Origin of the sequence: Phaeacidiphilus oryzae TH49, from assembly GCF_000744815.1 — a bacterium.
GTDB classification, from domain to species: domain Bacteria; phylum Actinomycetota; class Actinomycetes; order Streptomycetales; family Streptomycetaceae; genus Phaeacidiphilus; species Phaeacidiphilus oryzae.
On the sequence record NZ_JQMQ01000005.1, the window covers coordinates 1,256,922 to 1,282,236 of the forward strand.

The following is a 25,315-nucleotide window of genomic DNA, read 5'->3' on the forward strand; positions in this document are numbered from 1 at the left end:
ACAGGAATCAATGTGCCATCACCTGCTGGCAGTTGCACGGGGCAAGTGCCAGCAGGCCAGGCCGGCTACTTCGTCAGGCCGGCCCGGCGGAGGGCGTCCGCCATCGCGCTGTTCGCGGGCGGCGGCGGCCCCTGCCGCTGCTGCTGGCGGCCGCCGCCCTGGCGACCGCCGCCGGCGCCACCGGAGCGAGCGCCGCCGCTCCCCCCGTTCCCGCCGCGCTGCCGCGGAGCCCGCTCCCCGCGCTGCCCCCGCTGCCCGCGCTCGCCGCCGGACCCCCCGGCGCCGCCCGCGCCGCCCGGGGCCGCTTCCTCGTCCAGCCGCATGGTGAGCGAGATCCGCTTCCGCTGGATGTCCACGTCCAGCACCTTCACCCGGACGATGTCCCCGGACTTGGCCACCTCGCGCGGGTCCTTGACGAAGTTCCGGGACATCGCCGAGACATGCACCAGGCCGTCCTGGTGGACGCCGACGTCCACGAAGGCGCCGAAGGCGGCCACGTTGGTCACCGTGCCCTCCAGCAGCATCCCCGGCCGCAGGTCGCCGAGGGTCTCCACGCCCTCCTTGAACTCCGCCGTGCGGAAGGCCGGACGCGGGTCCCGGCCGGGCTTCTCCAGCTCGCGCAGGATGTCGGTGACGGTGGGCAGGCCGATGCCCGCCGACTCGTCGACGAAGTCCTGCGGCTTCAGCGCGCGCAGCGCCTTGTCGTTGCCCATCAGGGACTTGAGCCCACCGGCCTCGGCGGCGCCGGCCGCGTTCTGGATCCGCCGCACCACCGCGTAGGACTCCGGGTGGACGCCGGAGGCGTCCAGCGGGTCGTCGCCGTTGGGGATCCGGAGGAAGCCCGCGCACTGCTCGAAGGCCTTCGGCCCGAGCCGGGCCACGTCCTTGAGCTGCTTGCGGTTGCGGAACGGCCCGTTGGCGTCCCGGTGGGCGACGATGTTGTCGGCCAGCCCGGCGCCGATTCCGGAGACCCTGGTGAGGAGCGGCGCCGAGGCGGTGTTGAGGTCCACCCCGACCGCGTTGACGCAGTCCTCGACCACCGCGTCCAGCGAGCGGGACAGCTTCAGCTCGGAGACGTCGTGCTGGTACTGGCCGACCCCGATCGACTTGGGGTCGATCTTCACCAGCTCGGCCAGCGGATCCTGGAGCCGGCGGGCGATGGAGACCGCCCCGCGCAGCGAGACGTCCAGGCCGGGCAGCTCCTGGGAGGCGTAGGCGCTGGCCGAGTAGACCGAGGCGCCGGCCTCCGAGACCACCGCCTTGATGACCTTCAACTCGGGGTTCTTCTTGATCAGTTCGCCCGCCAGCCGGTCGGTCTCCCGGGAGGCCGTGCCGTTGCCGATGGCGATCAGCTCGACGTCGTGCGCCTTGCACAGCCGGGCCAGGGTGGCCAGCGAGTCGTCCCACTTACGCCGCGGCTCGTGGGGATAGATGGTGTCGGTGGCGACCACTTTGCCGGTGGCGTCGACCACGGCGACCTTGACGCCGGTGCGCAGCCCCGGGTCCAGCCCCATGGTGGCCCGGGTGCCGGCCGGGGCGGCCAGCAGCAGGTCGCGGAGGTTGGCCGCGAAGACCCGGACCGCCTCGTCCTCGGCCTCGGTGCGCAGCCGGCCGCGCAGGTCGAGCCCGAGGTGGACCAGGATGCGGGTGCGCCAGGCCCAGCGGACGGTGTCCAGCAGCCACTTGTCGCCCGGGCGCCCGCGGTCGGCGATCTCGTAGCGCTTGGCGATCACCCGCTCCGGGCCGCTGCGGCCGGTCTCGGCTGCGGTGGCGTCGTCGGCGGGCTCGGGCTCCAGGACGAGCTCCAGCACCTCCTCCTTCTCCCCACGGAGCATGGCCAGCACCCGGTGCGAGGGCAGCGAGGTGAAGTCCTCGGCGAAGTCGAAGTAGTCGGCGAACTTCGCGCCCTGCTCCTCCTTGCCCTCCCGCACCTTGGAGACCAGCCGGCCGCGGTTCCACATCCGCTCGCGCAGCTCGCCGATCAGATCGGCGTCCTCGCCGAACCGCTCGACCAGGATGGCCCGGGCGCCCTCCAGCGCGGCGGCCTCGTCGGCGACGTTCTCGCCGGTGTAGCCGGCCGCCTCGGCCCTCGGGTCCAGCCCCGGGTCGGCGAGCAGCGCCTCGGCGAGCGGCTCCAGGCCGTTCTCCCGGGCGATCTGCGCCTTGGTGCGCCGCTTGGGCTTGTAGGGCAGGTAGATGTCCTCCAGGCGGGCCTTGGAGTCGGCGGCCGTGATCTGGGCGCGCAGTTCGTCCGTGAGCTTGCCCTGCGACTCGATCGACTCGAGGATCGCCGCCCTCCGCTCCTCCATCTCCCGCAGATAGCGGAGCCGCTCCTCGAGGGAGCGCAGCTGGGCGTCGTCGAGCCCGCCGGTCACCTCCTTGCGGTAGCGGGCGATGAAGGGAACTGTCGAGCCGCCGTCCAGCAGGCCGACGGCGGCCTCCACCTGTCCGGCACGCACGTCGAGTTCCTGGGCGATGCGCTGCTCTACGGTCGGGGTAACGCGGGTAGTCACTGGAGTCACGACAGGCATTCTGCACGGCCGCCCGGCCGATGTCGCATGGCATCGCCGCGAAGCACGGCCTCGGGGCCGACCGGCGGGCCCGTACTCCGCTCGGCCCAGCCCCAGTGGCCCAATGGGACACCACCCGGAGGTAGAGTTCGAATATGAGCGGGGAAATGCCCGCCGAGGGCCTTGACGCCCGACGGCGGCGTGTGCTGCAGACCCGGGAGACACTGGCCCGGGCCGCCTTCGAGCTGCTCCTGAAGCACGGCTGGTCGTCGTTGACCATCGAGGCGATCAGCGATCACGCCGAGATGTCCCGCCGGACCTTCTCCCGGCACTTCACCGGCAAGGAGGACGCCCTCGCCGAGGTGCTCGGCGCCGACCTCCGGATGATCAACGAGGCGCTGGAGCAGCGGCCGGCCGAGGAGCCGCCGCTCGTCGCCTACCGGCGGGCGGTCGCCGACTGGCTCCGCCGTGAGCGGCGGGCCTGGCACCGCTCCCCGCACGGCGCGGACCTCCTCCGGCTGATCGAGGACCGGCCGGAGCTGCGGGCGGCCTTTCTGCGGGTCCGCCAGGACGCCGAGGCCCGCACCGCCGAGCTGATGGCCCCGCGCATCCCCGTCCGTCCGCCGGCCTCCGCCTCGTGCGGGCCCCACGCCCAGCACCCGTCCGACGTCCGGCTGCGGGCGGCACTGGCCGCCGCCGTCGCCACCTCCGCCTTCGGCACCGCGGTACGGCTGTGGGTGGCCGGGCCGGCCGAGTGCGACCTGGCCGGGCTGGTGCAGAGCGCCTTCGACGAACTCGGCTGCCTGGTCGACGAGTCCGAGCGGCCCGCGGCCGTGCCGACCGCGGTCGCCGACCGCATCCCCGGAGCGAGGGAGGCGGACCATGCGTCCCCTGCGCGGTGCTGACCGCACGCTGGCCCGGTTGCGCGCCCATGCGCGCCGGGCGGCCGGGCGGGATCCCAACCCGCTGATCCGCCGGGCCGACCGGGTGCGCAGCGGCCTGGTGCTGATCGGCGTCCTGACCGTCGTCGCGCTGCTGGCGCTGTGCTGGCTGCCGGGACTGCTGGTACGCGACTTCGAGAACGCCGAGACCGCCCAGCAGGCCCCGCACCGGCACCGGATCAGCGCGGTGGCGGTGGCCGACTCCGCGCCCTCGGACGCGCCGCAGCCGTTCTCCGGCACCGCCGGCTACGAGACCGAGCTCGGCTGGACGTATCCGGCCGGCACCCCCCACCGGCTGCTGGTGGAGACCTCGGACGCGCAGCGGGCCGGGACCCGCACCCAGCTCTGGGTGGACGACTCGGGCAGGCCGGTCCCGCCGCCCCGCACCCAGAGCGACATCACCGTGGACGCCCTGTGGACCTCGGGGTCGACGCTGCTGGCCGAGGCGATGCTCGGGGTGGCCGCGGTGACGGTCGGCCGAGCCGTCCTCCACCGCCGCGCGCAGCGCGCCTGGGAGCGCGAGTGGGCCCAGGTCGAACCCCGCTGGACCGGCCGGGCCGGCCGCTCGGCCTAGCCGCTTCGCGGCGCCCGGCGCAGCGCCGCACGCGCAAGTAGGGGGCGCGGGGAACTGCGCGCCCAGGCGACTACGGCGCCGCACCCGGCAACGGCCCCCGGGTTGCAACCCGAACTCCGCTGCCGAGTGCGGACCGTAAGCGGCGGGCCACGCAGTTCCCCGCGCCCCTGTCTTGCACCTGCGGCGCTGCGCCGGGGCGCCCCCGGCTCAGAGGTCGAGCACCAGCCGGCTGCCGCGGCAGCGGGAGACGCAGACGAACATGGTGTCGCCGGCGGCCTGCTCGGCGGGGGTGAGGAGGGAGTCCCGGTGGTCCGGGACGCCGTCGAGCACACCCGTCTCGCAGGTTCCGCAGGTGCCCTCGCGGCAGCTGGAGAGGATGTCCACGCCGGCCTCCTCCAGGGTCTCCAGCACCGAGCGGTCGGCGGGCACGGTGAGGCTGCGGCCGGAGGCGGAGAGGACCACCTCGAAGGCGGTGTCGGCGCCGCCGCCGACCGGCTCCTTCGGACTGAACCGCTCGACGCGGAGGGCGCCCTCGGGCACCGTCCGCTCGGCGGCGGCCAGCAGCGGCTCCGGGCCGCAGCAGTAGACCAGCGCGTCCGCGGAGTCCTCGCCCAGGAAGGCAGGCAGGTCGAGCAGCCCGTACTCGTCCTGCGGGCGGACCGCCACCTTGTCGCCGTAGCGGGCGAGTTCGTCCAGGAAGGCCATCGAGGCACGGCGGCGGCCGCCGTACAGCAGCCGCCAGTCGGCGCCGGCCGCCTCGGCGGCGGCGAGCATCGGCAGCAGCGGGGTGATGCCGATGCCGCCGGCGACGAAGCGGTAGCGCGGGGCCGGCTCCAGCGGGAAGTTGTTCCGCGGGCCGCGCGAGTCGACCACCGTGCCGGGGGTCAGCTTCTCGTGGACGTAGGCGGATCCGCCGCGGCTCTCCGGCTCGCGGAGGACCGCGATCCGCCAGCCGTCGGAGGCGGCGCCGGCGCCCGGGTCGCCGCAGAGCGAGTACTGCCTGACCAGCCCGTCGGCGAGCAGCAGGTCCAGATGCGCCCCCGGGGTCCAGGGCGGCAGCGGGGCGGCGCCGTCGGCGGGGCGCAGGGTGAGGACGGCGACGCCCTCGGCCGGTTCCTGACGATCCGTCACCACCAGGGCGGTGGCGGCCTCGTCAGCGGTCTTGCTCATCGAGAGAGTGTCCCTCCGGGTGGGCGTGCAGCCAGTTCCACAGTTCGACGGGGTCCTCGGCGGTATGCCGGGCGCCGCAGTGGCAGAAGCCCAGCAGGCGGTCCGTGCCGGGGACCCATTCCACCCGCAGCCGCCTGCTCACGGCGCGGTCTCCAGCGGCTTCTCGCCCTGTTCGACCAGCCGCTTCAGCAGGCGCCGGGCGGCCAGCCCGCCGGTGTCGATGTTGATGCTCAACTCCTGGACGCCCTCGGGCTCTTCGGCGATCACCCGCTCCAGCTTGTCCAGCGCGACCACGTCCTGGAGGACGACCTCGCGGTTGAACTGGTGGACGAACTCCGAGATCTTCGCGTCGTCGACGCAGAAGTCGCGGGAGACCGCCCAGAAGTCGTGGGTGCTGGTCTCGGTCTCCGGGGTGATCGCGTAGAAGATCTCCATGTGGAAGCCCTCGGGGTCGCTGCCGTCGGCGGCGGGCACCGAGCCGACCGGGGCGATCCTGCTGTGCAGCTGGTAGAGGCAGGGGGCGAAGTACTCGATGTCCTGCCAGCGGCTGATCCGGTCCTTGAGGCCGGTGGACTCGGCGTAGAAGGGCGGGCAGGCGGCGTCGGCCATCCGGCGGGAGACCCGGACCATCCCGGCCTCCTCGTCCACCTCGGTGGTGATCGGGGTCTCGGCGACCTCGGGGGTGCCGATGTAGCCGCCGTGGAGGTAGGTCTCGTGGGAGAGGTCGAGGAGGTTGTCGACCAGCAGCGAGTAGCGGGCGGCCAGCGGCTCCATCCCGCGGACGGTGGTCCAGCCCTCGCGGTCCAGCCAGGGGGCGCGCGGGACGGCGGCGGCGTCGGCGAGCGCCGGGTCGCCGATCCAGATCCAGACCAGCGAGTCCTGCTCGACCACCGGGTAGGCGGCGACCCGGGCGGTGCGCGGGATGCGCTGCTGGCCGGGGACGTAGACGCAGCCGCCGGTGCGGTCGTAGGTGAAGCCGTGGTAGCCGCAGACCACCCGGTCGCCGTCGAGGCGGCTCTCGGAGAGCGGGAAACGGCGGTGGACGCAGCGGTCGGCGAGCGCGGTGACCTCTCCGGACTCCTCGGTCCGGTAGAAGACGATCGGCTCGGAGCAGATGGTCCGGGCGAAGAGCTCGTGCCCGATCTCCGAGGTGTAGGCGGCGACGTACCACTGGTTGCGGGGGAAGGGCGTCGGTGTCGGCATGCGGGTACCGTCGCGCCGGAGTGGCGCCCGCCACAACGGCGGCTTCCACGCAGTGGAAGACCTGCCCGCCGAGCCCTTCGACCGGTCAGTTGCCGGGCCAGCCCAGGGCGCGGGAGATGCCGCGGGCGGCCACCCGCAGGGTCGGGGCGAGCTCCGGGACCCGCCCCTCCCCCGCCCGCACCACCAGGCCGACCGCGGCCACCACCGTGCCGTCCGCGGACCGGATCGGGGCCGCCGCGGAGAGGGCGTCGTCGGTGATCTGGCGGTCGCTCACGGCCAGCCCGGTCCGCCGGACCTCGGCCAGCATCGCCCGGATCCGGGCCGGATCGGTGATCGTGTACGGGGTGAAGGCCCGGGGCGGATGGGCGCAGACGGCGGACTGCACCGCCGGGGCGGCGTGCGCGGCCAGCACCAGGCCGACGCCGGTGACGCTGAGCGGCCAGCGGGCCCCCACCCGGCTGAGGACCCCGACGGCCTCGCGCCCGGAGAGCCGTTCGATGTAGACCGTCTCCACGCCGTCGGCCACCGCGAGATGGACGTTCTCGTGGGTGGCCTCGTAGAGGTCCTCCAGATATGGCAGCGCGGCCTCGCGCAGGCCGAGGCCGCGCGGGGCGAGGGCGGCCACCTCCCACAACCGCAGGCCGATGGTGTAGCTGCCGTCCTCAGCCCGTTCCAGGGCGCCCCAGCAGGTCAGCCGGGCGACCATGCGGTGGGTGGTGGCCAGCGGGAGCCCGGTGCGGCGGGCGAGCTCGCTGAGGGTGAGGCGGCGGTGGGTCTGGTCGAAGGCGTCCAGGACCCCGAGCAGCCGGTCGGCGACGGTGCGCGCGGGACGCCCGCCGTCCTGGCCGGCGGGGGCCGGGACGGCGCTGTCCTCGGCTACGGGCATGGGAGCGGTCACTCTCCGCACGCTAAGAGATCGGCGGGCTTCGCGGAACCCCTCGCAGCCCACCACTGTGCCGCGTCAGTCCAGCTCGATGGCGTCGACGACCTGCTCGGCGAGCCGGGCGGCGGGCTTCTCGCAGCGGCGGGCGTGGCTGCGGAAGACCTCCTCGGCGCGGACCGCGGGCCAGTCCGCCGGCAGGTGCTCGGCCGGCAGATGGGGGTCCCGGCGGACCAGGTCCAGCCAGTCGGTGTGCACCAGGAGCTGGCGGGCCAGCGGATCCTCGACGGGGGTCCGGCCGTCCTCCCAGCGGTCCAGGAAGGCCCGGTAGCCGGCCGCGATCCCGGGCATGTCGAAGGCCTGGGCGAGCACCTGGCCGGCGTCCGAGGGGGCGATCAACTCGCCCCGGAACACCCGGAGTTGGGCGTCCAGTCCGAGCCCGGCCAGCAGTCCGGGTACGTCCGCCTCGGAGGGGGCCACCCACAGGCCGTTCTGCAGCGGGCCGAAGCCGCCCCAGATCAGCCGGGAGCGCAGGTCGTGCCGCTCGCTGCGCCAGGCCTCCGGAAGGGAGAAGCCGACCAGGGTCCAGCGGCCGTTCCAGTCCCGGTTGACGGCGCCGGCCCGCCAGACCCGGTCGTGGCCGTCGCGCAGCACCCCGACGGCGCGGGCGGTGAGGCCGAAGTACATCTTGCGGCCGCGGCGGTGGCGCTCCAGCAGCTCGCGGTTGACCATCCGGGTCAGCGTGGAGCGGACCGCCTCCTCGGTGATGCCGGCCCGGCCGAAGACGTCGATCACACTGCCGGAGGAGACCGCGCGGGGCCGGCCCAGGACGTGGATGCCGAAGAAGCTGAGCATCAGCGACTGCGGACGGGGGGTACCGCCGGCGGCCCCGGGTGCGGCAGCCTCTGCGGTCGGAGCCTCTGCGGTCGGAACGTCATCGGTCGTGGTCACGGGGTCAGCGTAGCCGGAAAACATTCGGCAGACCATTGACGGCCGACACGACTGTGCCTAATTTGAGGGCCATGGACCTGAACAGCAAGACCGCCGTCGTCACCGGCGCCGGCCGCGGCCTCGGCCGCGCCTACGCCACCGCCCTGGCCGCCGCGGGAGCGGCCGTCGTCGTCAACGACGTGGACGCCGAGGCCGCCGAGGCCGTCGCCAAGGAGATCACCCGGGCCGGCGGCCGGGCCGTCGCCCAGCCGGGCCCGGTCGGCCCGGCCGCCACCGCGGACGCCCTGGTCGCCCGGGCGGTCGAGGAGTTCGGGCGGCTGGACGTGATGGTCACCAACGCCGGCGTGCTCCGCGACCGGGTGCTGTGGAAGATGTCCGACGAGGACTTCGACACGGTGGTCGACGTCCATCTGCGGGGCACCTTCACCTGCGTGCGGTCGGCGGTGCTGCGGATGCGCGAGCAGGGCGGGGGCGGGCGGATCATCGTCGCCGGCTCCCCGGCCGGGCAGCGCGGCAACTTCGGGCAGACCAACTACTCGGCGGTCAAGGCCGGCATCGTGGCGATGGTCCGCACCTGGGCGATGGAGCTGGCCAAGGCCGGCATCACGGCGAACGCGGTGGTGCCCAACGCGGCCACCGAGATGACCCGTACGATGCCGGTCTTCGCCCCGCACATCGAGGCCTACGAGGCGGACGGCACGCCGTTCCCGGACGCGCTGCGGAAGGGCGTCGCCTTCGGCACCCCCGAGGACTGCGCGGGCGCGGTGGTCTGGCTGGCCTCGGACGCGAGCGAGGGGGTCACCGGGCAGGCGATCGGGATCGGCGGGGACAAGCTCTCCCTCTGGTCGCACCCGGAGGAGGTCTCCGCCGCGTACACCGACGGCGGCTGGTCCGCCGAGGAGATCGCCGCCGCCTGGCCGGTCTCGGTCGGCGCGCGGCCGGCCACGTACGGCATCCCCGCCCCCAAGCTCTAGGGAGTCCGCCCAGATGGCAGCTCAGACGGCGACGACGCCGCGGAAGTTCGACCTGGACGCGATCAGCGCGATCGACGTCCATGTGCACGCCGAGGTCTCGAGCAAGGGGGGGACCTCCCTGGACTCCTCCCTCGACCAGGCCGCCGACAAGTACTTCAAGCGGGAGGAGGAGCACCGGCACCCCACCCTGGAGCAGATCGCCGCCACCTACCGCGAGCGGAACATGGCCTGCGTGGTCTTCACCGTGGACGCGGAGACCGCGACCGGGACCGAGCCGGTGCCGAACGAGGAGATCGCGGAGGCGGCCGCGGCCAACCCGGACGTGATCATCCCCTTCGCCGGCCTCGACCCGCACAAGGGCAAGGCGGCGATCCGCCAGGCCCGGCGGCTGGTGGAGGAGTACGGGGTGCGCGGCTTCAAGTTCCACCCCAGCGTGCAGGCCTTCCGGCCGAACGACCGGATGGCGTACCCGCTCTACGAGACCATCCAGGAGCTGGGCGCGATCGCGGTCTTCCACACCGGGCAGACCGGGATCGGGGCCGGGGTGCCGGGCGGCGGCGGGATCCGCCTCAAGTACTCGCATCCGATGGACATCGACGACGTGGCGGTGGACTTCCCGCACCTGCCGATCATCATGGCGCACCCCTCCTTCCCCTGGCAGGACGAGGCGCTGGCGGTGGCCACCCACAAGCCGACCGTGTACATCGACCTGTCGGGCTGGTCGCCGAAGTACTTCCCGCCGCAGCTGGTGCAGTACGCCAACTCGCTGCTCAAGGACAAGGTGCTGTTCGGCTCGGACTACCCGATGCTCACCCCGGACCGCTGGCTGGCGGACTTCGAGAAGCTGCCGATCAAGGACGAGGTCCGGCCGAAGATCCTCAAGGAGAACGCCGCGCGACTCCTCGGCCTCTCGAAGGACTGAACCGGCCGCACGCACCACGCACCGATCCGCACCCACCTCCGACGAAGGACGAAGGAGTCACCCGTCGTGAAGAACCAGGGCATCGGCTCCTGGACGGCGCGCCGAGCGCGGCGCACGCCAGGGCGGACGGCCGTGATCCATCCGGCCACCGGGACGACCTTGACATACCGTCAACTGCACGAGCGGGTCTGTCGGCTGGCGGCGGGGCTGCGCGGTCTCGGGGTGCGGCGCGGGGACCGGGTGGCCTACCTCGGGCCGAACCACCCCTCCTTCCTGGAGACCCTCTTCGCCGCCGGGCTGCTCGGCGCGGCGCTGGTCCCGCTCAACACCCGGCTGACCGACGCCGAACTCTCCTACCAGCTCGGCGACTCGGGGACGGGGGTGCTGATCCACGGCCAGCCGACGGCGGCGGACGCGCCGGCGCTCCACCACCGGATCCCGCTGGAGACGGAGTACGAGGCGCTGCTGGCGGACGCGGGCGACTCCGGCGAGGGGCCGGACGAACCGGTCACCGGCGAGGACCTCGCCATGATCATGTACACCTCGGGGACCACCGGCCGTCCCAAGGGCGCCGAACTCACCCACGCCAACCTGACCTGGAACTCGCTCAACGTCCTGGTCGACCACGATCTGGCGGCGGACGAGGTCACCCTGCTCACCGCCCCGCTCTTCCACACCGCCGCCCTCAACATGAACTGCCTGCCGACGCTGCTGAAGGGCGGGACCGTCGTCATCGAGCCGGGGTTCGACCCCGGCCGCGTCCTCGACCTGATCGAGCGCCACCGGGTCACCCTCCTCTTCGGCGTGCCGACGATGTACGACGCGCTGGCCGCCCATCCCGCCTACGGGACGGCCGACCTGAGCTCGGTGCGCTCCCTGATGTGCGGGGGCGCACCGGTGCCGGAGGCGACCGCGCGGGCCTGGCAGAAGCTCGGGCTCAGCTTCGTCGAGGGCTACGGGATGACCGAGGCCTCGCCGGGCGTCCTCCTCTCCGGCATCCCGCACTTCTTCACCGACGTACGGCTGGACTCCCCCGCCCCCGGCGAGCCGGGCGAGATCACCGTCCACGGACCGAACGTCGTGCGGGGTTACTGGGGCCTGCCGGAGGCGACCGCCTCCGCCTTCGGCGACGGCTGGTTCCGTACCGGCGACATCGGCCAGGAGGACGCCGAGGGCCGGGTCCGGATCGTCGGCCGGGCGAAGGACATGTTCATCTCCGGCGGGGAGAACGTCTATCCGGCGGAGGTGGAGAGCGCTCTCCGCGAGAACCCGGCGATCGCCGACTGCGCGGTGATCGGCGTCCCCGACGCCAAGTGGGGCGAGGTCGGCCGGGCCTTCGTCGTCCTCACCCAGGAGGCGCGCGGCGGAGTCGCGGAGGAGGAAATCCTCGCGCCCCTCACCACCCGCCTCGCCAAGTACAAGATCCCCAAATCCGTCGTCCTGCTGGACGCCCTCCCCCGGAACGCCTCCGGAAAGCTCGTCAAGTCCCGACTCCCCCGCACCGACCAGAAGGACTGAGTGCCCATCATGACCACCATCGCCCGCGGCCTCGACGGAATCCGCGCCCAGCAGGGTGCCGACCTCGGCCACACCGACTGGATGGAGATCACCCAGGACCGGGTGAACACCTTCGCCGACGCCACCGGCGACCACCAGTGGATCCACGTCGACCCCGAACGCGCCAAGTCCGGCCCGTTCGGCGGCCCGATCGCCCACGGCTACCTGACCCTCTCCCTCCTCATCCCGCTGTGGAGCGAGCTCCTCCAGGTCGAGGAGGTCGACATGGCGATCAACTACGGGCTGAACAAGGTCCGCTTCCCGCACCCCGTTCCCGTCGGCTCGAAGATCCGCGCCACCGGCCGGATCGCCGAGGTCAAGGACATCAAGGGCGGCGTGGAGGTCACCGTCGACCTCGCGGTCGAGATCGAGGGCGTCGCCAAGCCGGCCTGCGCGGCCCAGGGCATCTACCGCTTCCTGGCCGGCGCCGCCCAGGCCTGACCGATCCGGTGCGGCCGGGAGCGTGCCGGCGGCACCGTGCCGGCGGCACCGTGCGGTCAGGTGCCCGACGCGGTCGTGGCGATGCCACCGTCGACCGGGATGACAGTGCCGGTGAGATAGGAGCCGGCTCGGCTGGCGAGGAACACGGCGATACCCGCCATGTCGTCGTCGCGGCCGAGCCGGCGCAGCGGGGCCTTCGCCGCGATCCTGTCGCCGACGGCCTCGAGGGTGGCCGCCATCATCCGCGACGGGAACGGTCCCGGGGCCACCGCGTTCACCGTGATGTGCTGCGGGCCCAGTTCCCTGGCGAGGACGCGGGTGAGTTGGTGGAGGGCCGCCTTGCTGCCCGCGTACGAGTAGTTGGGCGACTCGGCGACGTGGATGGCGGCGATACTGCCGATGTTGACGATCCGCGCGGGATCATCGGCGGTGGCCGCCCGGCGAAGCGCCGGGAGCAGCGCCTGCACCAGCCGGAACGGCGCCTTGAGGTTGAGGTCGAGCACGGTGTCCCAGGCCTCGTCCGGGAAGGTCTCCAGCGGCTCGCGCCACATCGCGCCCGCGTTGTTGACCAGGACGTCCAGGCGTCCCGAGTCGGCCTCGACGAGATCGGCGAGGCGCCGGCACTCCTCGTGCCGGGAGAGATCGGCGGGGATCGCATGGACGTCGCCGAAGCCGGACAGCAGGCGCTGCGCCTCCGCGCACGCGTCCGGCTTGCGCGAGCTGACGACGACGCGGGCGCCCGCCTGCAGCAGGCCGCGGGCGATCATCAGCCCGATGCCCCCGGTGCCGCCGGTGACGAGTGCGTGCTTTCCCTTCAGGTCGAAGAGGTCCGTGTGACTGGTGAGGCGGTCGTCCGCCATGGGTTCTCCTGCCTTTAGCTGCTGAGTGCGAGTGCCGTTGCCGGGCTCACCGTTCGAGCCACCGCGCGTGGGCCTCGGTGTGGGTGTCACCGGCGGCCGGCGGCAGGGCGGCGAGCCTGTCCAGCTGCTCGTCGGTCAGGGAGACGGCGTCGGCGGCGGTGTTCTCCTCGACGCGGGCCACCCGCTTGGTGCCGGGGATCGGGGCGATGTCCTCGCCCTGGGCCAGCAGCCAGGCCAGTGCCACCTGCGCGGGGGTGCAGCCGACCTCGGCGGCCAGGGCCCGCACCTGGTCGGCGAGGGCGAGGTTGTGCCGGAAGTTCTCGCCGGTGAAGCGCGGGTTCTCGCGCCGGGAGTCGGCGGCGTCGAACTCCTCGGTGGAGCGGACGGTGCCGGTCAGGAAGCCGCGTCCGAGCGGGGAGAACGGCACCAGGCCGATGTTCAGCTCCCGCAGGACCGGCAGGATCCTCTGCTCGATGCCGCGGGTCCACAGCGAGTACTCGGACTGCACGGCGGTGACGGGCTGGACGGCGTGGGCGCGGCGGATGGTGTCCGGGCCGGCCTCGGAGAGCCCGAAGGCGCGTACCTTGCCCTCCGCGATCAGCTCGGCGACGGCGCCGGCGGTCTCCTCGATCGGCGTGTCCGGGTCGACCCGGTGCTGGTAGTACAGGTCGATGTGGTCGGTGCCCAGCCGCTTCAGCGAATCCTCGACGGCCGTGCGGATGTTGGCCGGGCTGGAGTCCAGGTTCCAGGCGCCCGCGCCGCCGTGCGAGACCAGGCCGAACTTGGTGGCGAGCACCACCTGGTCCCGGCGGCCCTTCAGGGCGCGGCCGAGCAGCTCCTCGTTGGTGTAGGGGCCGTAGATCTCGGCGGTGTCGATGAGGGTGACGCCCAGCTCCAGCGCCCGGTGGACGGTCCTGATCGACTCCGCGTCGTCGCTGCCTGCTCCGGAGTAGCCGTGGGACATCCCCATCGCGCCCAGCCCGATCCGGGAGACCTCAAGGTCACGCAGCTTGATGTAGCGCATCTCGCCCTCTTCTTCGTGTCGTGGTGTGTTCGGCAACCTCACCCTCGCCCGGATCGCCGGGGCGTGGCAGGGCGGGCTCTTCGGGGGTAATGACAGGGCCCCCTTGCACGCCTGCGTGCGGGATGCCCGGCGGGAGAGACTGGGGCCATGGCTTCCGAGAGCGCGCACAGCGAGGGCGCGGAGCTGGGCCGCTACCTGCGCGCCCGCCGCACCCAGACCACCCCCGCCCAGGCCGGCCTCACCGTGGGCACCGGCATCCGCCGCACCCCCGGTCTGCGCCGCGAGGAGCTGGCCACCCTGGCCGGCATCAGCATCGACTACTACGTGCGCCTGGAACGCGGCAGGGAGACCCGCCCCAGCCCGGCCGTCCTCGACGCCCTGGCCCGCGCCCTGCGGATGGACGACCAGGAGCAGCAGCACCTGCGCCGGCTCGCGACCCGCGCCGCCCGCTACACCCCCGAACCGCCGCCCGCGCCCAGCCGCACCGTGCGCCCCCACCTCAAACTGCTGCTGGAGGCGCTGCGCCCCCACCCGGCCTATGTCGTCAGCCGCAGCCTGGACCTCCTCGCCTGGAACCCAGGCGGCCTGGCCCTGTACGCGGGGGTGGACGACTGGCCCGTCAAACAGCGCAACATCGCCCGCTACCTCTTCCTCCACCCCGCCGCCCGCGACCTGTTCGCCGGCAACTGGGAGAAGCAGATCACCGGCTGCGTCGCCCGCCTCCGCGCCCTCGCCGGAACCGCGCCCGACGCCCCCGACCTGGCCGGCCTCGTCGGCGAACTCCTGCTGAAGAGCCCGGACTTCGCCGGTCTGTGGGAGCGCTACGAGGTGACCAGCCGCAAGCCCGCGCAGAAGACCTTCCACCATCCGCAGGTCGGCACGGTCACCCTCACCGCGCAGTCCCTCCAGGCGGAGGGCACCCCGGGGCAGCGGATCGGCGTCTACACCGCGGAACCGGGCACCCCGGACCACGACGCCCTGGTCCTCCTCGACCTGACCGCACCGCGGCCTAAGGAGCACCCGGCGCCCGCTCCTAAAGCCCCCGGCGATCAGCCTTGAGGGGGCCGGCCGCATCCCGGTAGCGGGTCGGCACGTGGCGGCGGACGGCCGGGCCGTGGCGGAGGATCGCGTGGGTCTGGCCCAGCGTCAGGACCAGCAGGGCCAGGGTGATCGCGTCCTCCGGCGGTCGGCCGTGGTAGCGGAGGTGGGGGGCCGCGAGGTGGGCCAGGAGCAGCAGGAGCAGGCCGCGGCCGAGGATCGCGACGGCGGAGATCAGGCGCTCCTCGCGATGCGGGTGGGTCTCCCGGGCCAGGCGGAGGAGCAGCCACAGGACGGCGGCGCAGTCGAGCAGCGAGGCGAGGACGAACTCGGGGGTGGCGGGGGGCAGTCCGGCCAGCAGCAGGCCGGTGCCGAGCGTCCAGCAGACCGCCGAGAGCGCACAGGTGGCGACGCGGCCGTGCCGGACCAGGAAGGTGCGCTTGCCGAAGAGGGCGTCGCCGCGCAGGTCGCGGAAGTCCTTGAGGAGGATGCGGCCGATGAAGCCGACGTAGAGCCCGGCCAGGAAGAGGAGTTCGCGACCGCCGACGCGGGGGGCGGTGGCCAGCCGGCCGACGAGGTACGGGGTCGCGACGTAGCAGGCGGGCAGCGCGAGGGAGGCGAGGGCGCCGCGGTCGGCCAGGCGGACGGGGTGCAGCGAGTAGCCGGCGCTGACGGCGAGGCCCAGGGCGAGCACCACCCCCGGCCCGACGCCCAGCAGGAAGCCGCCGCCGAGGGCGACCGGCGCGCCGACCGCCGCCGCGGTGATCATCTCCCGGCGCAGGGCTCCCCCGCCGACCACCAGCGGCCGGCGCGGGTCGCCGGCCAGGTTGACCCGGTCGATCCGCTCGTCGGCCAGGTCGTTGCAGGCGACCGAGAACAGCAGGAAGGCGGTGACCGGCAGCAGTATCCGGGCCAGGAGGAGGGGGTCCTCCGCGCGACCGCCACCACTCGCGCCGAGGGCCGCGTACAGCGCGAACAGCACCAGCACCGGCGGCCGGACCAGGGCGACGAAGAGGCGCAGGCGACTCGTCACAAGGCTCACTTGTTGCTCCCCCACTGGCTCAGGCCGACTATGAGGAGAACGTAGAACGCCACCAGTGCCAGCCCCGCGAGCACCAGCAGCACCGCGACCACGACTCCGAACACCGCCCAGCCGCTGCGCGGTCGCCGCGGGGCGGGTGGGACGCCGCCGCCGGATCTTCCCTGCGAGGCGGGCGGCAGGGGCGAGTCGGACATCGGGGGCCTCCCCGGCTCGGGCTGACGCGTAGACCGTGCCCCGCAGTGTGACGCGAACCCCGCCACTCCGCATGAGTACGCGTACTCAACTTCGCCCCGGGTACTCCGCCGACGGCTACTTCCGCCTCGGGCGCCGCCGACCTCGCCGGTACTCGATGAGCTCGGCCAACTGCCGGTCGTACCTTGAGCAGTCGGGCTCATCGGACCCCCCGCCGGAAGTCCCCGGCTTCGAGCGTACGCGGAGGCCGATGCTGTCCGCGGAATCGGGACAGCATCGGCCTCCGGGCGGCTGGGGCCGCGGGGGTGACGGTGGGCCAGGCCGGTAAGACCGGTAAGGTCAGAACGGGTACTGCGGGAGGTCCGCGCGGATGGTCGTCCAGCGGGTTTCCGTGAAGGACTCCAGGTTGGCTCGGGTGCCGCCGTGGCGGCCGCCGGTGCCGGAGTCGAGGACGCCGCCGAAGGGGGCGACGGCCTCGTCCTGGACGGTCTGGTCGTTGATGTGGACCAGGCCGGACGGGATCCGCTCGGCGACCGCGTAGGCCGCCGCCGGGTCCGGCCCGAGGACGGAGAGGGAGAGGCCGTACTCGGAGGAGCGGGCCAGCTCGACGGCCTCGTCCACGGTGTCGAAGACGGTGACCGGGGCCACCGGGCCGAAGATCTCCTCGCGGAAGGCGCGGGAGTCGGCGGGGACCGAGCCGAGGACGGTGGGGCGGTAGAAGAGCCGGTCGTAGGTGCCGCCCGCGCGCAGCTCGGCGCCGGCCGCGAGGGTCTCGGTGACGATGGCGTGGATGTTGTCGCGCTGCCGCTCGTCGATGATCGGGCCGAGGGCGACGTCGCCGGAGGCCGGGTCGCCGACGGTCAGCTTGTCGGCGCGGGCGGCCAGGTTGGCGGTGTACTCCTCGGCCAGGGAGGAGTGCACCAGGTGTCGGCCGGCCACCATGCAGATCTGGCCCTGGTGGTTGAAGGAGCCGAAGGCGCCGACGGAGGAAGCCGCGGACGGGTCCGTGCCTGGGAGGACCACGATCGCCGAGTTGCCGCCCAGTTCGAGGTGGACGCGCTTGAGGTGGCGGCCCGCCAGCTCGCCGATGGCGCGGCCGGCGCGGGTGGAGCCGGTGAAGGCGATGACCCGGACGGCCGGGTCCTCGATCACGGCCGAGCCGGTCTCGGCGCCGCCGGGGAGTACGGACAGCAGTCCGGCCGGCAGCCCGGCCTCCTCCAGGATCCGGGCGAAGACCACGCCACCGGAGACGGAGGTGCGGGGGTCCGGCTTGAGGAGGACCGCGTTGCCGAGGGCGAGGGCGGGCGCGACCGCGCGGATCGCCAGGATGGTGGGGACGTTGAAGGGCGCGATGACGCCGACGACCCCGACCGGGACCTGCCGGGAGAAGCTGGTGCGGCCGGGGACGGCGGTCCGCAGCACCTCGCCGTACGGAGCCGAGGCGAGCGCCGCCGCCTCGTAGAACTCCTGGGCGGTGGTGCCGATCTGGAAGCCGGCCATGCCGGGGGCGGCGCCGGTCTCGGTGCGCAGCCACTGCTCGATCTCGGCGGCGTGCTGCTGGTAGAGGTCGCCGGCCCGGCGGAGGACGGCCGCCCGCTCGGTGTAGGGCAGGCCTGCCCAGTCGCGCTGCGCCGCAGAGGCGGCCTCCGCCGCGCGGCGGACGTCGGCGGCGGAGGCGTGGCCGATGCGGCCCAGCTCCTCGCCGGTGGACGGGGAGACCACCGGGTGGACGCCGGCGCCGCCGTCCGTCCAGGCGTCGCCGACCCGGATCTTGCCTTCCCAGTCGCGGGGTTCCAGAAGTGCCATGTCGGGCCTGACTTCCTTGCTGCTGAGGGTGGGTGATGGAACGTCAGACCGTGGGGAGGCCGACGTAGTTCTCGGCGAGGGAGGCGCGGGCGGCCTCCGAGGTCGCGGTGTAGCGGAGGTTGGAGAGCTGGAGGCGGTAGTCGAACTCCGGCTGGTGGGGGTCCCGGTGGAGCATGGTGGTCATGAAGAAGGAGAAGTGCTCGGCCCGCCAGACCCTCCGCAGGGCGGTCTCCGAGTAGCCGTCGAGCAGCGACTCGTCGCCGCCCGCCTGCCATTTGGCGATGGCCTGGGCGAGGAGGGTGACGTCGGCGACGGCCAGGTTGAGGCCCTTGGCGCCGGTCGGCGGGACGATGTGGGCGGCGTCGCCGGCCAGGAAGAGCCGGCCGTGCCGCATCGGCTCGGCGACGAAGCTGCGCATCGGGGTGATCGACTTCTCGGTGATCGGCCCGCGGGCCAGCTTCCAGTCGCCCTCGATCTCGAAGCGGGCGGCCAGTTCGTCCCAGATCCGGTCGTCGGACCAGTTGTCCACGCTGTCGTCCGGGTCGACCTGGAGGTAGAGCCGGCTGACGGTCTCCGAGCGCATCGAGTGGAGGGCGAAGCCGCGCGGGTGGTGGGCGTAGATCAACTCCTCGCAGGAGGGCGGGACGTCGGCGAGGATGCCGAGCCAGGCGAAGGGGTAGACCCGCTCGAAGGTCCGCTGGAGCTCGGCCGGTATGTGGGCGCGGCCGATGCCGTGGAAGCCGTCGCAGGCGACCACCGCGTCGCAGTCCAGGACCTCGTCCCGGCCGTTCTGGCTGAACCGGATCCGGGGGTGGTCGGTCTCGATGTCCTCGATGGCGGTGGCGTGCGCCTCGAAGAGGATGGTGTCCCCGCCGTCCGCCAGGCGGAGCTCGATCAGGTCCTTGACCACCTCGGTCTGCGCGTAGACCATCACCGACCGGCCGCCGGTCGCGGAGGGGAAGTCCACCCGGTGGGACTGCCGGTCGAAGCGCAGCTCGATGCCGTCGTGCCGGATGCCCTCGGCGTCCATCCGGGCGCCGGCGCCGGAGGCGCGCAGCACGTCGACCGTGGCCTGCTCCAGGATGCCGGCGCGCTGGCGGCGCTCGACGTACGCGCGGTCGCGGTTCTCCAGGACCACGCTGGCGATTCCCTGCTTGTGCAGCAGGTGGGAGAGCAGGAGTCCGGCCGGTCCGGCCCCGATGATGCCCACGGTGGTACGCATGGGGCACCTCCTCGTCGTTGAGAGAGCTGTGGGTGGTGGTGGGTGGGGTGGGGTGGGTCGTCAGTTCTCGGCGTCGATCTCAGCGAGTACGCGCTGGGCGACGCCGAAGGCGGAGTTCGCGGAGGGGACACCGCAGTAGATCGCCGACTGCAGCACCACCTCCTTGATCTCCTCCCGGGTCAGGCCGTTGTTGATGGCGGCCCTGATGTGCATCCCCAGCTCGTCGAGGTGCCCGTGGGCGATGAGTGCGGTGATGGTGATGCAACTGCGGGTCCTGCGGTCCAGGCCGGGGCGGGTCCAGATCTCGCCCCAGGCGTAGCGGGTGATGAAGTCCTGGAACTCGGCGGTGAGTTCGGTGATGCGGGAGGTCGCGCGGTCGACATGGGCGTCGCCGAGTACCTGGCGGCGGACGCGGATGCCGGCGGCGTACCGGGCGGAGTCGTCGGACGCGGGGCGGGCGGGGGCGTCGCCGACGGCGGCCAGGTGGGCGAGGAGGGCGGCGGTGACCGCCTCCGGGGCATCCACGGGGGCGAGGTGGCCGGCCCGCGGGATCTCGGTGAGCGCCGCGTCCGGGACCAGGTCGGCGAGCTCGCGGAGGTGCTCGGGCGGGGTGGCCAGGTCCTGGCGGCCGGCGACGGCGAGGGTCGGGACGGTGGTGACCTTCGGCAGCTCGGGGCGGCTGTCGAAGTTGCCGAGGGCGTCGCAGCAGGCGGCGTAGCCGATCGGGTCGACGGCCGTACGGAGGTCCGCGAGGAGGGACTGGGCGCGCGGGTCGGAGTGGAAGGACTCCGGGAACCAGCGCGGGAGTTGGGCGTCGGCGACGGCGCCGAGGCCGTCCTTCCGGACGGTCGCCGAGCGGGCGGACCAGTTGGCGGGGTCGCCGAAGTGCGAGGAGGTGCAGATCGCGGTGAGGGAGAGCAGCCGCTCGGGGTGGGTGATCGCGAGCTGCTGGCCGATCGCGCCGCCGATGGAGTCGCCCGCGTAGTGGAAGCGGTCGAGGCCGAGGTGGTCGGCGAGGGCGAGGACCAGCTCGGCGAGGTCGGCCATGGTGGTCGCGTCGGGGGTCTCGGCGGTGGGGAGGACGGAGACCGGGGTCCCGCCGTGGCCGGGGAGGTCGAAGCGGATCACCCGATGGGTGCGGGCGAGGGCCGGGACCAGGGCCGCCCAGAGCTCGCCTGCTACGCCGGCGGTGCCGATGGAGGAGCCCAGGATGATGGGGGGCGCGTCGTCCCGGCCGTCTATCCGGTGGTTGACCACGGGGGCGGCGGCGGTCATCGGGGGCCTCCTGGGTGCGGGTGTCGGGGTGGGTGTCGGGGTGGGTGCCGGTGTGGTAGGGGCGGGGCGCGCGCCCGAGGGCGCGGTCGAGGAGGGCGGGGGCGGAGCCCAAGTACTCGGCGGGGTCGAGCAGTTCGTCGAGGTCGCCGAGGGCGGCCAGGGCGGCGGGCTCGGCCAGCTCGCCGAGTGCGGTGCGGAGGTCGGTGTCCTCGGCGGCGGCCCTGCGGGTGGCGCGGGTCAGGAGGTCCTTCGCCTCAGGGCGGCCGAGGCGGTCGCCGAGGACGGCGGAGAGCCGCTCGGAGACGATCGCGCCTCGGGTGCTGCGCAGGTTGCGGGCCATCGCCTCCGGCTTGACGCGGAGCCCGGCCGCGAGCTCGGCGGCGTCCCGGGCCGCGCCTGCTGCTTGGCGCAGGGCCTCGCGGAGGGGCTGCCACTCGGCGTGCCAGGCGCCTGGGGGGCGTTCGTCGGCTGCCGCGAGGGACTGGGTCAGGATGCTTGCCAGGGGCGGGAGTTGGCGTGCGGCGGCGGCGATCAGCGTGCTGCGTACGGGGTTGCTCTTGTGCGGCATGGCGGAGGAGCCGCCGCCGCTGCCCTCCGCCACCTCGGCGATCTCGGTGCGCGACAGCACCAGGACGTCCTCGGCGAGTTTGCCGAGTGCGGCGGCGGTGAAGGCGAGGGCGTTGCCGAGGTCCGCGATCGGTGTGCGGAGGGTGTGCCAGGGGAGTTCCGGGGCTTGCAGCCCCAACTCGCTTGCGTAGGCGCGCTGGAGAGCGATGCCGAGGTCCTCGCCGTCGCAGGGTGCGGCCGGGTGGTCGGCTGGGCGCGCAGTTCCCCGCGCGGCTTCGCCGCCGGTGGGGGAAGAGCTCGGCGCCGGGGTGGTGGCTGCGGGTCCGCTGTGCGTGGCGGCGCCGTCGGTGGCTGGGCGCGCAGTTCCCCGCGCCCCGGGGGTGGCCTCCGGCGCGTTCTCGGCTTCCCCGTCGGTGGGGGAAGAGCTCCGCGCCGGGGTGGTGGCCGAGGGTCCGCTGTCCGTGGCGGCGCCGACGGTGGCTGGGCGCGCAGTTCCCCGCGCCCCTGGGGTGGCCTCCGGCGCGTTCTCGGCTTCACCGTCGGTGGCGGAGGAGCTTCGCGTCAGCATGGTGTGGAAGGCGGCCAGGGTTCCTGCGGCGCCGCCGAGTTCGGCGGGGAGGGTGGCTGCGGCGGCGGCTACGCGGTCGTGGGCGTCGAGGACGAGGCTGCGCCAGCCGGCGGCCTTGAGGCCGAAGGTGGTGGGGACCGCCTGCTGGGTGAGGGTGCGGCCGGGCATGGGGGTGGTGCGGTGGGCGCGGGCCAGGGCCGCCAGGGAGTCCGCGGCGGCGGCGAGGTCGGCCAGCATGGGGGCCAGCGCGCGCTTGGCCATCAGCATGAAGGCCGTGTCGACGATGTCCTGGCTGGTGGCGCCCCTGTGCACCCAGGCCGCCGCCTCCGGCGCGGAGGCCCGGACGCGGGCGGTGAGGTCGGCGACCAGCGGGATGACCGGGTTGCCGCCCGCGCGCGCCCGCAGCGCGAGGTCGCGGACGTCGTAGTGGGACGCGTCGGCCGCCGCCGTAACGGCCTCCCCCGCCTCCTTCGGCGCGCGGCCAAGCGCCGCCTGCGCGCGGGTCAGCGCCGCCTCGGCGTCCAGCATGGCCTGGAGGAAGGCGGTGTCGCCGGTGGCCGCCTCGGCGGCGGAGCCGGCCCGGACCGGGGCCAGGAGCCCCAGGTCCGCGGCCGGGCCGCCGTCAGTGCTGTGCGAAGTCAAGGAAGACCGTCTCCTCAGCGCCGTCCTCCCCCTGCTGGAGGCGGATGTCGAACCGGTAGACCCCCGGCCGCTCCGGCTTCGCCAGCAGCGTCTCGGCGCGTGCCGGCTCCAGCGAGCTCAGCAGCGGGTCGGCCGCCGCCTCGACCTGGTCGGCGAGGTACACCCGGGTGTGGAGGTGGTGCAGCAGGCCGCGGGCGAAGACGACCACCGCCAGGTACGGCTGCCGCCCCTCCCCCACCGCGCCCGGCGGCAGGGTGCGGACGACCCAGTGGCCGTCCGGGTCGGTGGCGATCCGGCCGAAGCCGGTCCAGGTGAGGCCGTCGCGGCCGTTGAGCCGGCCGGTGGTGGGCTCGCGGCGCAGCGACCCGGGGGCACCGGCGGCGTCGCCCTCGGGGTCGGCCTGGAAGACCTCGATCAGCGCGTCCGGGACCGGCTGCCCGGCGCCGTCGTAGACGTAGCCGTGGACGGCGACGGCGCGCGGGTCCCCCTCGGGGGCGATGTCGCCGCCCTTGGGCAGCGGCAGGGCGTAGCCGTAGAAGGGGCCGACGGTCTGCGAGGGGGTGGGGGCGAGGCTGGTCACTTGTTCTGCTCCTCGTCGTCTGCGTCTTCCGCTTCGAAGGGCGTGGCGCCGGGGCCGTCGAGCACGATGTCCCACCGGTAGCCGAGGGAGAACTCGGGCACCGAGTCGTCGTGGTGGTAGGTGGCGATCAGCCGGCCCTTGGCGGAGGGGTCGATGACGGACTGGAATATCGGGTCGTAGGCGAAGAGCGGGTCGTTGGGGAAGTACATCTGCGTCACCAGGCGCTGGGTGAACGCGTCGCCGAAGAGCGAGAAGTGGATGTGCGCCGGCCGCCAGGCGTTGAGGTGGTTCCGCCAGGGGTAGGCCCCGGGCTTGATGGTGGTGAACTTGTAGCCGCCCTGATCATCCGTCAGGACGCGGCCCACTCCGGAGAAGTTGGGGTCCAGCGGCGCGTCGTGGTCGTCCCGCTGGTGGGCGTACCGGCCGGAGGCGTTCGCCTGCCAGATCTCTATCAGCTGGCCGCGGATCGGCCGGCCGTGCCGGTCCAGCAGCCGCCCGGAGACGGTGATCCGCTCGCCGAGCGGTTCGCCGAGGTGCTGCCTGGTGAGGTCGGCGTCGAACGGGCTGACGTCGGTCTCGCCGAAGACGGGGGTGTGGAGCTCGATCAGCTCGGGGTCGCCCTTCACGGCGACCAGCGGCCTCTTCGGGTGCCGCAGCACGCTGGAGCGGTAGGGGGCGTAGCCGCGGTCGGGGTGGTGGGCGACGGGCTCGCCGTCCGCGATCCGCTTGGCGTAGGCGGCGCTCTCCTCCGCGATCTCGCGGTCGATGTCGGCCTGGGTGAGCGGCCTCGGTTGCTGGGTCACTTGGGTTCTCTCCTCTTCTTCGAGGTGGCCGAACGGATCGGGGAGGTCAGGCGGCGGCGACGGCCACCCGCACCGGCGCGCCGGTGCGCTCGACGACCTCCTCCGGGGTGACGCCCGGCGCCGTCTCGACCAGGACCAGGCCGCTTTCGGTGACGTCCAGCACGCCGAGGTCGGTGATGACGCGGTCCACGCAGCCCTTGCCGGTGAGCGGCAGGGAGCACTCCTCGACGATCTTCGGGCTCCCGTCCTTGGCGTTGTGGGTGGTGAGGACGATGACCTGGCGGGCGCCGTGCACCAGGTCCATGGCGCCGCCCATGCCCTTGATCATCTTGCCGGGGATGGCCCAGTTGGCCAGGTCGCCGCGCGCGGAGACCTCCATCGCGCCGAGCACGGCGGCGTCGATGTGGCCGCCGCGGATCATGCCGAAGGAGAGCGAGGAGTCGAAGAAGGAGGAGCCGGGCAGGACCGTGACGGTCTCCTTGCCGGCGTTGATCAGGTCCGGATCGACCTCGTCCTCGGTCGGGTACGGGCCGACGCCGAGGAGGCCGTTCTCGGACTCGAGGATCACCTCGACGCCCTCCGGCAGGTAGTTCGGGATGAGGGTCGGCAGGCCGATGCCGAGGTTGACGTAGGCGCCGTCGGGGAGCTCGCGGGCGGCCCGGGCGGCCATCTCTTCACGTGTCCAGGCCATGGTTACCGCGCCTCCCGCGCCGGGTCCGCCGCACGCAGGGTGCGCTTCTCGATCTGCTTGTCCGCCGCCTGCTCGGGGGTGAGGGCGACCACCCGCTGGACGAAGATCCCGGGCAGGTGCACCGCGTCCGGGTCGATCTCGCCGGGCTCGACGAGCTCCTCGACCTCGGCGACGGTGATCCGCCCGGCCATCCCGGCGAGCGGGTTGAAGTTCCGGGAGGACTTGTTGAAGACCAGGTTGCCGTGCCGGTCGCCCTTGGCCGCGTGGATCAGCGCGAAGTCGGTGCGGATGCCCTCCTCCAGCACGTACTCCTTGCCGCCGAACTCCCGCACCTCCTTCTTCGGGGAGGCGACGGCGACCGAGCCGTCCGGGTGGTAGCGCCAGGGCAGTCCGCCGTCGGCGACCTGGCTGCCGACGCCCGCCGGGGTGAAGAAGGCGGGGATGCCGGAGCCGCCGGCCCGCATCCGCTCGGCGAGGGTGCCCTGCGGGATCAGCTCGACCTCCAGTTCGCCGCCGAGGTACTGGCGGGCGAACTCCTTGTTCTCACCGACGTAGGAGCCGGTGACGCGGGCGATCCGGCCGTCGGCGAGGAGGATGCCGAGGCCGCCGCCGTCTACTCCGCAGTTGTTGGAGACCACGCCGAGACCGGCGGCTCCGGTGCGGTGGACCGCCTCGATCAGCACGTTGGGAACGCCGCTGAGTCCGAATCCGCCGACCGCGAGGGTGGCTCCGTTCCCGACGTCTGCCACCGCCTCGTCGGCCGAGGCGACCACCTTGTCCATGGATACCGCTCCGTATCTCTGACGCTGTGCTTTTGTGCCGCATTGGCGCTTGTTCGCCGAGTGAACTTCTGTTCATAATCGACTGGTACGCAGTCTGCGC

The 25,315-nt window shown here is 73.4% G+C and carries 24 protein-coding genes and 1 pseudogene; 7 read left to right on the plus strand and 18 right to left on the minus strand.

Annotated elements, in window-relative coordinates:
• Positions 1–65 precede the first annotated feature (65 nt).
• On the minus strand, positions 66–2,531 hold the full coding sequence (locus tag BS73_RS09905) for a Tex family protein (protein WP_051939763.1): 2,466 nt from the start codon (positions 2,529–2,531) through the stop codon (positions 66–68).
• A 134-nt stretch (positions 2,532–2,665) separates the two neighbouring features.
• Here BS73_RS09905 and BS73_RS09910 point away from each other — a divergent pair, with 134 nt between their 5' ends.
• Positions 2,666–3,415: a TetR/AcrR family transcriptional regulator gene (locus BS73_RS09910; protein ID WP_084703946.1), complete on the plus strand. Its 750-nt coding sequence runs from the start codon at positions 2,666–2,668 to the stop codon at positions 3,413–3,415.
• Entirely contained in the window at positions 3,393–4,025 is a 633-nt protein-coding gene (locus tag BS73_RS34565; protein ID WP_051939765.1) for an Rv1733c family protein, read from the plus strand. Before BS73_RS09910 ends, BS73_RS34565 begins: the two co-directional genes overlap by 23 nt.
• Positions 4,026–4,232: 207 nt before the next feature.
• Here BS73_RS34565 and BS73_RS09920 read toward each other — a convergent pair whose 3' ends face one another.
• The 5 genes from BS73_RS09920 to BS73_RS09935 form a co-directional block, all read right to left on the minus strand.
• Positions 4,233–5,195, minus strand: coding sequence for a PDR/VanB family oxidoreductase (locus BS73_RS09920; RefSeq protein ID WP_037571166.1), 963 nt, complete (start codon positions 5,193–5,195; stop codon positions 4,233–4,235).
• Positions 5,179–5,337 carry a hypothetical protein gene (locus tag BS73_RS38700; protein ID WP_200886675.1) on the minus strand — a complete coding sequence of 53 codons (159 nt, stop codon included), beginning with the start codon at positions 5,335–5,337 and terminating at the stop codon, positions 5,179–5,181. Before BS73_RS38700 ends, BS73_RS09920 begins: the two co-directional genes overlap by 17 nt.
• Positions 5,334–6,398, minus strand: coding sequence for an aromatic ring-hydroxylating dioxygenase subunit alpha (locus tag BS73_RS09925; protein ID WP_037571170.1), 1,065 nt, complete (start codon positions 6,396–6,398; stop codon positions 5,334–5,336). Before BS73_RS09925 ends, BS73_RS38700 begins: the two co-directional genes overlap by 4 nt.
• 85 nt (positions 6,399–6,483) lie before the next feature.
• Positions 6,484–7,284, minus strand: coding sequence for an IclR family transcriptional regulator (locus BS73_RS09930; RefSeq protein ID WP_051939766.1), 801 nt, complete (start codon positions 7,282–7,284; stop codon positions 6,484–6,486).
• A 75-nt stretch (positions 7,285–7,359) separates the two neighbouring features.
• Entirely contained in the window at positions 7,360–8,133 is a 774-nt protein-coding gene (locus tag BS73_RS09935) for a PaaX family transcriptional regulator (RefSeq protein ID WP_037571172.1), read from the minus strand.
• Positions 8,134–8,300: 167 nt separating this feature from the next.
• Here BS73_RS09935 and BS73_RS09940 point away from each other — a divergent pair, with 167 nt between their 5' ends.
• From BS73_RS09940 to BS73_RS09955, 4 genes are all read left to right on the plus strand, one after another.
• Positions 8,301–9,203, plus strand: a complete 903-nt coding sequence (locus tag BS73_RS09940; RefSeq protein ID WP_200886677.1) for an SDR family oxidoreductase — start codon at positions 8,301–8,303, stop codon at positions 9,201–9,203.
• A gap of 13 nt (positions 9,204–9,216) precedes the next feature.
• The gene (locus BS73_RS09945) at positions 9,217–10,125 is read left to right on the plus strand and encodes an amidohydrolase family protein (protein WP_051939767.1); all 909 of its coding nucleotides are present in this window, start codon (positions 9,217–9,219) and stop codon (positions 10,123–10,125) included.
• Positions 10,126–10,191: 66 nt separating this feature from the next.
• Positions 10,192–11,643 (plus strand): acyl-CoA synthetase, encoded by a 1,452-nt coding sequence (locus BS73_RS09950; RefSeq protein WP_037571175.1) that lies wholly within the window; start codon positions 10,192–10,194, stop codon positions 11,641–11,643.
• A gap of 9 nt (positions 11,644–11,652) precedes the next feature.
• Entirely contained in the window at positions 11,653–12,123 is a 471-nt protein-coding gene (locus BS73_RS09955) for a MaoC family dehydratase (protein ID WP_037578952.1), read from the plus strand.
• A gap of 56 nt (positions 12,124–12,179) precedes the next feature.
• Here BS73_RS09955 and BS73_RS09960 read toward each other — a convergent pair whose 3' ends face one another.
• Both BS73_RS09960 and BS73_RS09965 read right to left on the minus strand, forming a co-directional pair.
• Positions 12,180–12,983, minus strand: coding sequence for an SDR family oxidoreductase (locus BS73_RS09960; RefSeq protein ID WP_037571177.1), 804 nt, complete (start codon positions 12,981–12,983; stop codon positions 12,180–12,182).
• A gap of 46 nt (positions 12,984–13,029) precedes the next feature.
• Entirely contained in the window at positions 13,030–14,007 is a 978-nt protein-coding gene (locus BS73_RS09965; RefSeq protein ID WP_037571181.1) for an aldo/keto reductase, read from the minus strand.
• Positions 14,008–14,154: 147 nt separating this feature from the next.
• On the opposite strand from BS73_RS09965, the gene BS73_RS09970 reads away from it, so the two are divergent.
• Entirely contained in the window at positions 14,155–15,066 is a 912-nt protein-coding gene (locus tag BS73_RS09970) for a helix-turn-helix transcriptional regulator (protein ID WP_037571183.1), read from the plus strand.
• On the opposite strand, the gene BS73_RS09975 is transcribed toward BS73_RS09970, so the two are convergent.
• The 10 genes and pseudogenes from BS73_RS09975 to BS73_RS10025 all read right to left on the minus strand — a co-directional run bounded on the left by BS73_RS09975 (position 15,041) and on the right by BS73_RS10025 (position 25,215).
• Positions 15,041–16,087 (minus strand): UbiA family prenyltransferase, encoded by a 1,047-nt coding sequence (locus BS73_RS09975; protein ID WP_161789659.1) that lies wholly within the window; start codon positions 16,085–16,087, stop codon positions 15,041–15,043. The genes BS73_RS09970 and BS73_RS09975 overlap by 26 nt on opposite strands.
• The gene (locus tag BS73_RS38165) at positions 16,084–16,281 is read right to left on the minus strand and encodes a hypothetical protein (protein WP_037571188.1); all 198 of its coding nucleotides are present in this window, start codon (positions 16,279–16,281) and stop codon (positions 16,084–16,086) included. The genes BS73_RS09975 and BS73_RS38165 overlap by 4 nt, the downstream gene beginning before the upstream one ends.
• 337 nt (positions 16,282–16,618) lie before the next feature.
• Positions 16,619–18,085, minus strand: coding sequence for an aldehyde dehydrogenase family protein (locus BS73_RS09985; protein ID WP_037571189.1), 1,467 nt, complete (start codon positions 18,083–18,085; stop codon positions 16,619–16,621).
• A gap of 43 nt (positions 18,086–18,128) precedes the next feature.
• Entirely contained in the window at positions 18,129–19,307 is a 1,179-nt protein-coding gene (pobA, locus tag BS73_RS09990) for a 4-hydroxybenzoate 3-monooxygenase (RefSeq protein ID WP_037571191.1), read from the minus strand.
• 60 nt (positions 19,308–19,367) lie between these two features.
• Positions 19,368–20,582, minus strand: coding sequence for a bifunctional 3-oxoadipate enol-lactonase/4-carboxymuconolactone decarboxylase PcaDC (gene pcaDC, locus BS73_RS09995; protein ID WP_037571193.1), 1,215 nt, complete (start codon positions 20,580–20,582; stop codon positions 19,368–19,370).
• Between the two features lie 70 nt (positions 20,583–20,652).
• A pseudogene (locus BS73_RS36010) lies at positions 20,653–22,359 on the minus strand (lyase family protein); the annotation flags it as partial.
• On the minus strand, positions 22,340–22,939 hold the full coding sequence (gene pcaG / locus BS73_RS10010; protein ID WP_037571196.1) for a protocatechuate 3,4-dioxygenase subunit alpha: 600 nt from the start codon (positions 22,937–22,939) through the stop codon (positions 22,340–22,342). The pseudogene BS73_RS36010 and the gene pcaG, both read right to left, overlap by 20 nt.
• Positions 22,936–23,742 carry a protocatechuate 3,4-dioxygenase subunit beta gene (pcaH, locus tag BS73_RS10015; protein ID WP_037571197.1) on the minus strand — a complete coding sequence of 269 codons (807 nt, stop codon included), beginning with the start codon at positions 23,740–23,742 and terminating at the stop codon, positions 22,936–22,938. The genes pcaG and pcaH overlap by 4 nt, the downstream gene beginning before the upstream one ends.
• 46 nt (positions 23,743–23,788) lie before the next feature.
• Positions 23,789–24,433, minus strand: coding sequence for a 3-oxoacid CoA-transferase subunit B (locus tag BS73_RS10020; RefSeq protein WP_037571199.1), 645 nt, complete (start codon positions 24,431–24,433; stop codon positions 23,789–23,791).
• A gap of 2 nt (positions 24,434–24,435) precedes the next feature.
• Positions 24,436–25,215, minus strand: coding sequence for a CoA transferase subunit A (locus BS73_RS10025; protein ID WP_037571201.1), 780 nt, complete (start codon positions 25,213–25,215; stop codon positions 24,436–24,438).
• Positions 25,216–25,315: the final 100 nt, after the last annotated feature.

Coding starts and splice junctions, on each gene's coding strand:
- BS73_RS38165 (WP_037571188.1), bottom strand. CDS start 16,281: ATGTCCGACTCGCCCCTGCCGCCCGCCTCGCAGGGAAGATCCGGCGGC.
- BS73_RS09985 (WP_037571189.1), bottom strand. CDS start 18,085: ATGGCACTTCTGGAACCCCGCGACTGGGAAGGCAAGATCCGGGTCGGC.
- BS73_RS09945 (WP_051939767.1), top strand. CDS start 9,217: ATGGCAGCTCAGACGGCGACGACGCCGCGGAAGTTCGACCTGGACGCG.
- BS73_RS09970 (WP_037571183.1), top strand. CDS start 14,155: ATGGCTTCCGAGAGCGCGCACAGCGAGGGCGCGGAGCTGGGCCGCTAC.
- BS73_RS09960 (WP_037571177.1), bottom strand. CDS start 12,983: ATGGCGGACGACCGCCTCACCAGTCACACGGACCTCTTCGACCTGAAG.
- BS73_RS09925 (WP_037571170.1), bottom strand. CDS start 6,398: ATGCCGACACCGACGCCCTTCCCCCGCAACCAGTGGTACGTCGCCGCC.
- BS73_RS34565 (WP_051939765.1), top strand. CDS start 3,393: ATGCGTCCCCTGCGCGGTGCTGACCGCACGCTGGCCCGGTTGCGCGCC.
- BS73_RS10025 (WP_037571201.1), bottom strand. CDS start 25,215: ATGGACAAGGTGGTCGCCTCGGCCGACGAGGCGGTGGCAGACGTCGGG.
- BS73_RS09940 (WP_200886677.1), top strand. CDS start 8,301: ATGGACCTGAACAGCAAGACCGCCGTCGTCACCGGCGCCGGCCGCGGC.
- BS73_RS09905 (WP_051939763.1), bottom strand. CDS start 2,531: ATGCCTGTCGTGACTCCAGTGACTACCCGCGTTACCCCGACCGTAGAG.
- pcaDC (WP_037571193.1), bottom strand. CDS start 20,582: ATGACCGCCGCCGCCCCCGTGGTCAACCACCGGATAGACGGCCGGGAC.
- BS73_RS09920 (WP_037571166.1), bottom strand. CDS start 5,195: ATGAGCAAGACCGCTGACGAGGCCGCCACCGCCCTGGTGGTGACGGAT.
- BS73_RS09935 (WP_037571172.1), bottom strand. CDS start 8,133: ATGCTCAGCTTCTTCGGCATCCACGTCCTGGGCCGGCCCCGCGCGGTC.
- BS73_RS09965 (WP_037571181.1), bottom strand. CDS start 14,007: ATGCGCTACATCAAGCTGCGTGACCTTGAGGTCTCCCGGATCGGGCTG.
- BS73_RS09955 (WP_037578952.1), top strand. CDS start 11,653: ATGACCACCATCGCCCGCGGCCTCGACGGAATCCGCGCCCAGCAGGGT.
- BS73_RS09930 (WP_051939766.1), bottom strand. CDS start 7,284: ATGCCCGTAGCCGAGGACAGCGCCGTCCCGGCCCCCGCCGGCCAGGAC.
- BS73_RS09910 (WP_084703946.1), top strand. CDS start 2,666: ATGAGCGGGGAAATGCCCGCCGAGGGCCTTGACGCCCGACGGCGGCGT.
- pobA (WP_037571191.1), bottom strand. CDS start 19,307: ATGCGTACCACCGTGGGCATCATCGGGGCCGGACCGGCCGGACTCCTG.
- BS73_RS10020 (WP_037571199.1), bottom strand. CDS start 24,433: ATGGCCTGGACACGTGAAGAGATGGCCGCCCGGGCCGCCCGCGAGCTC.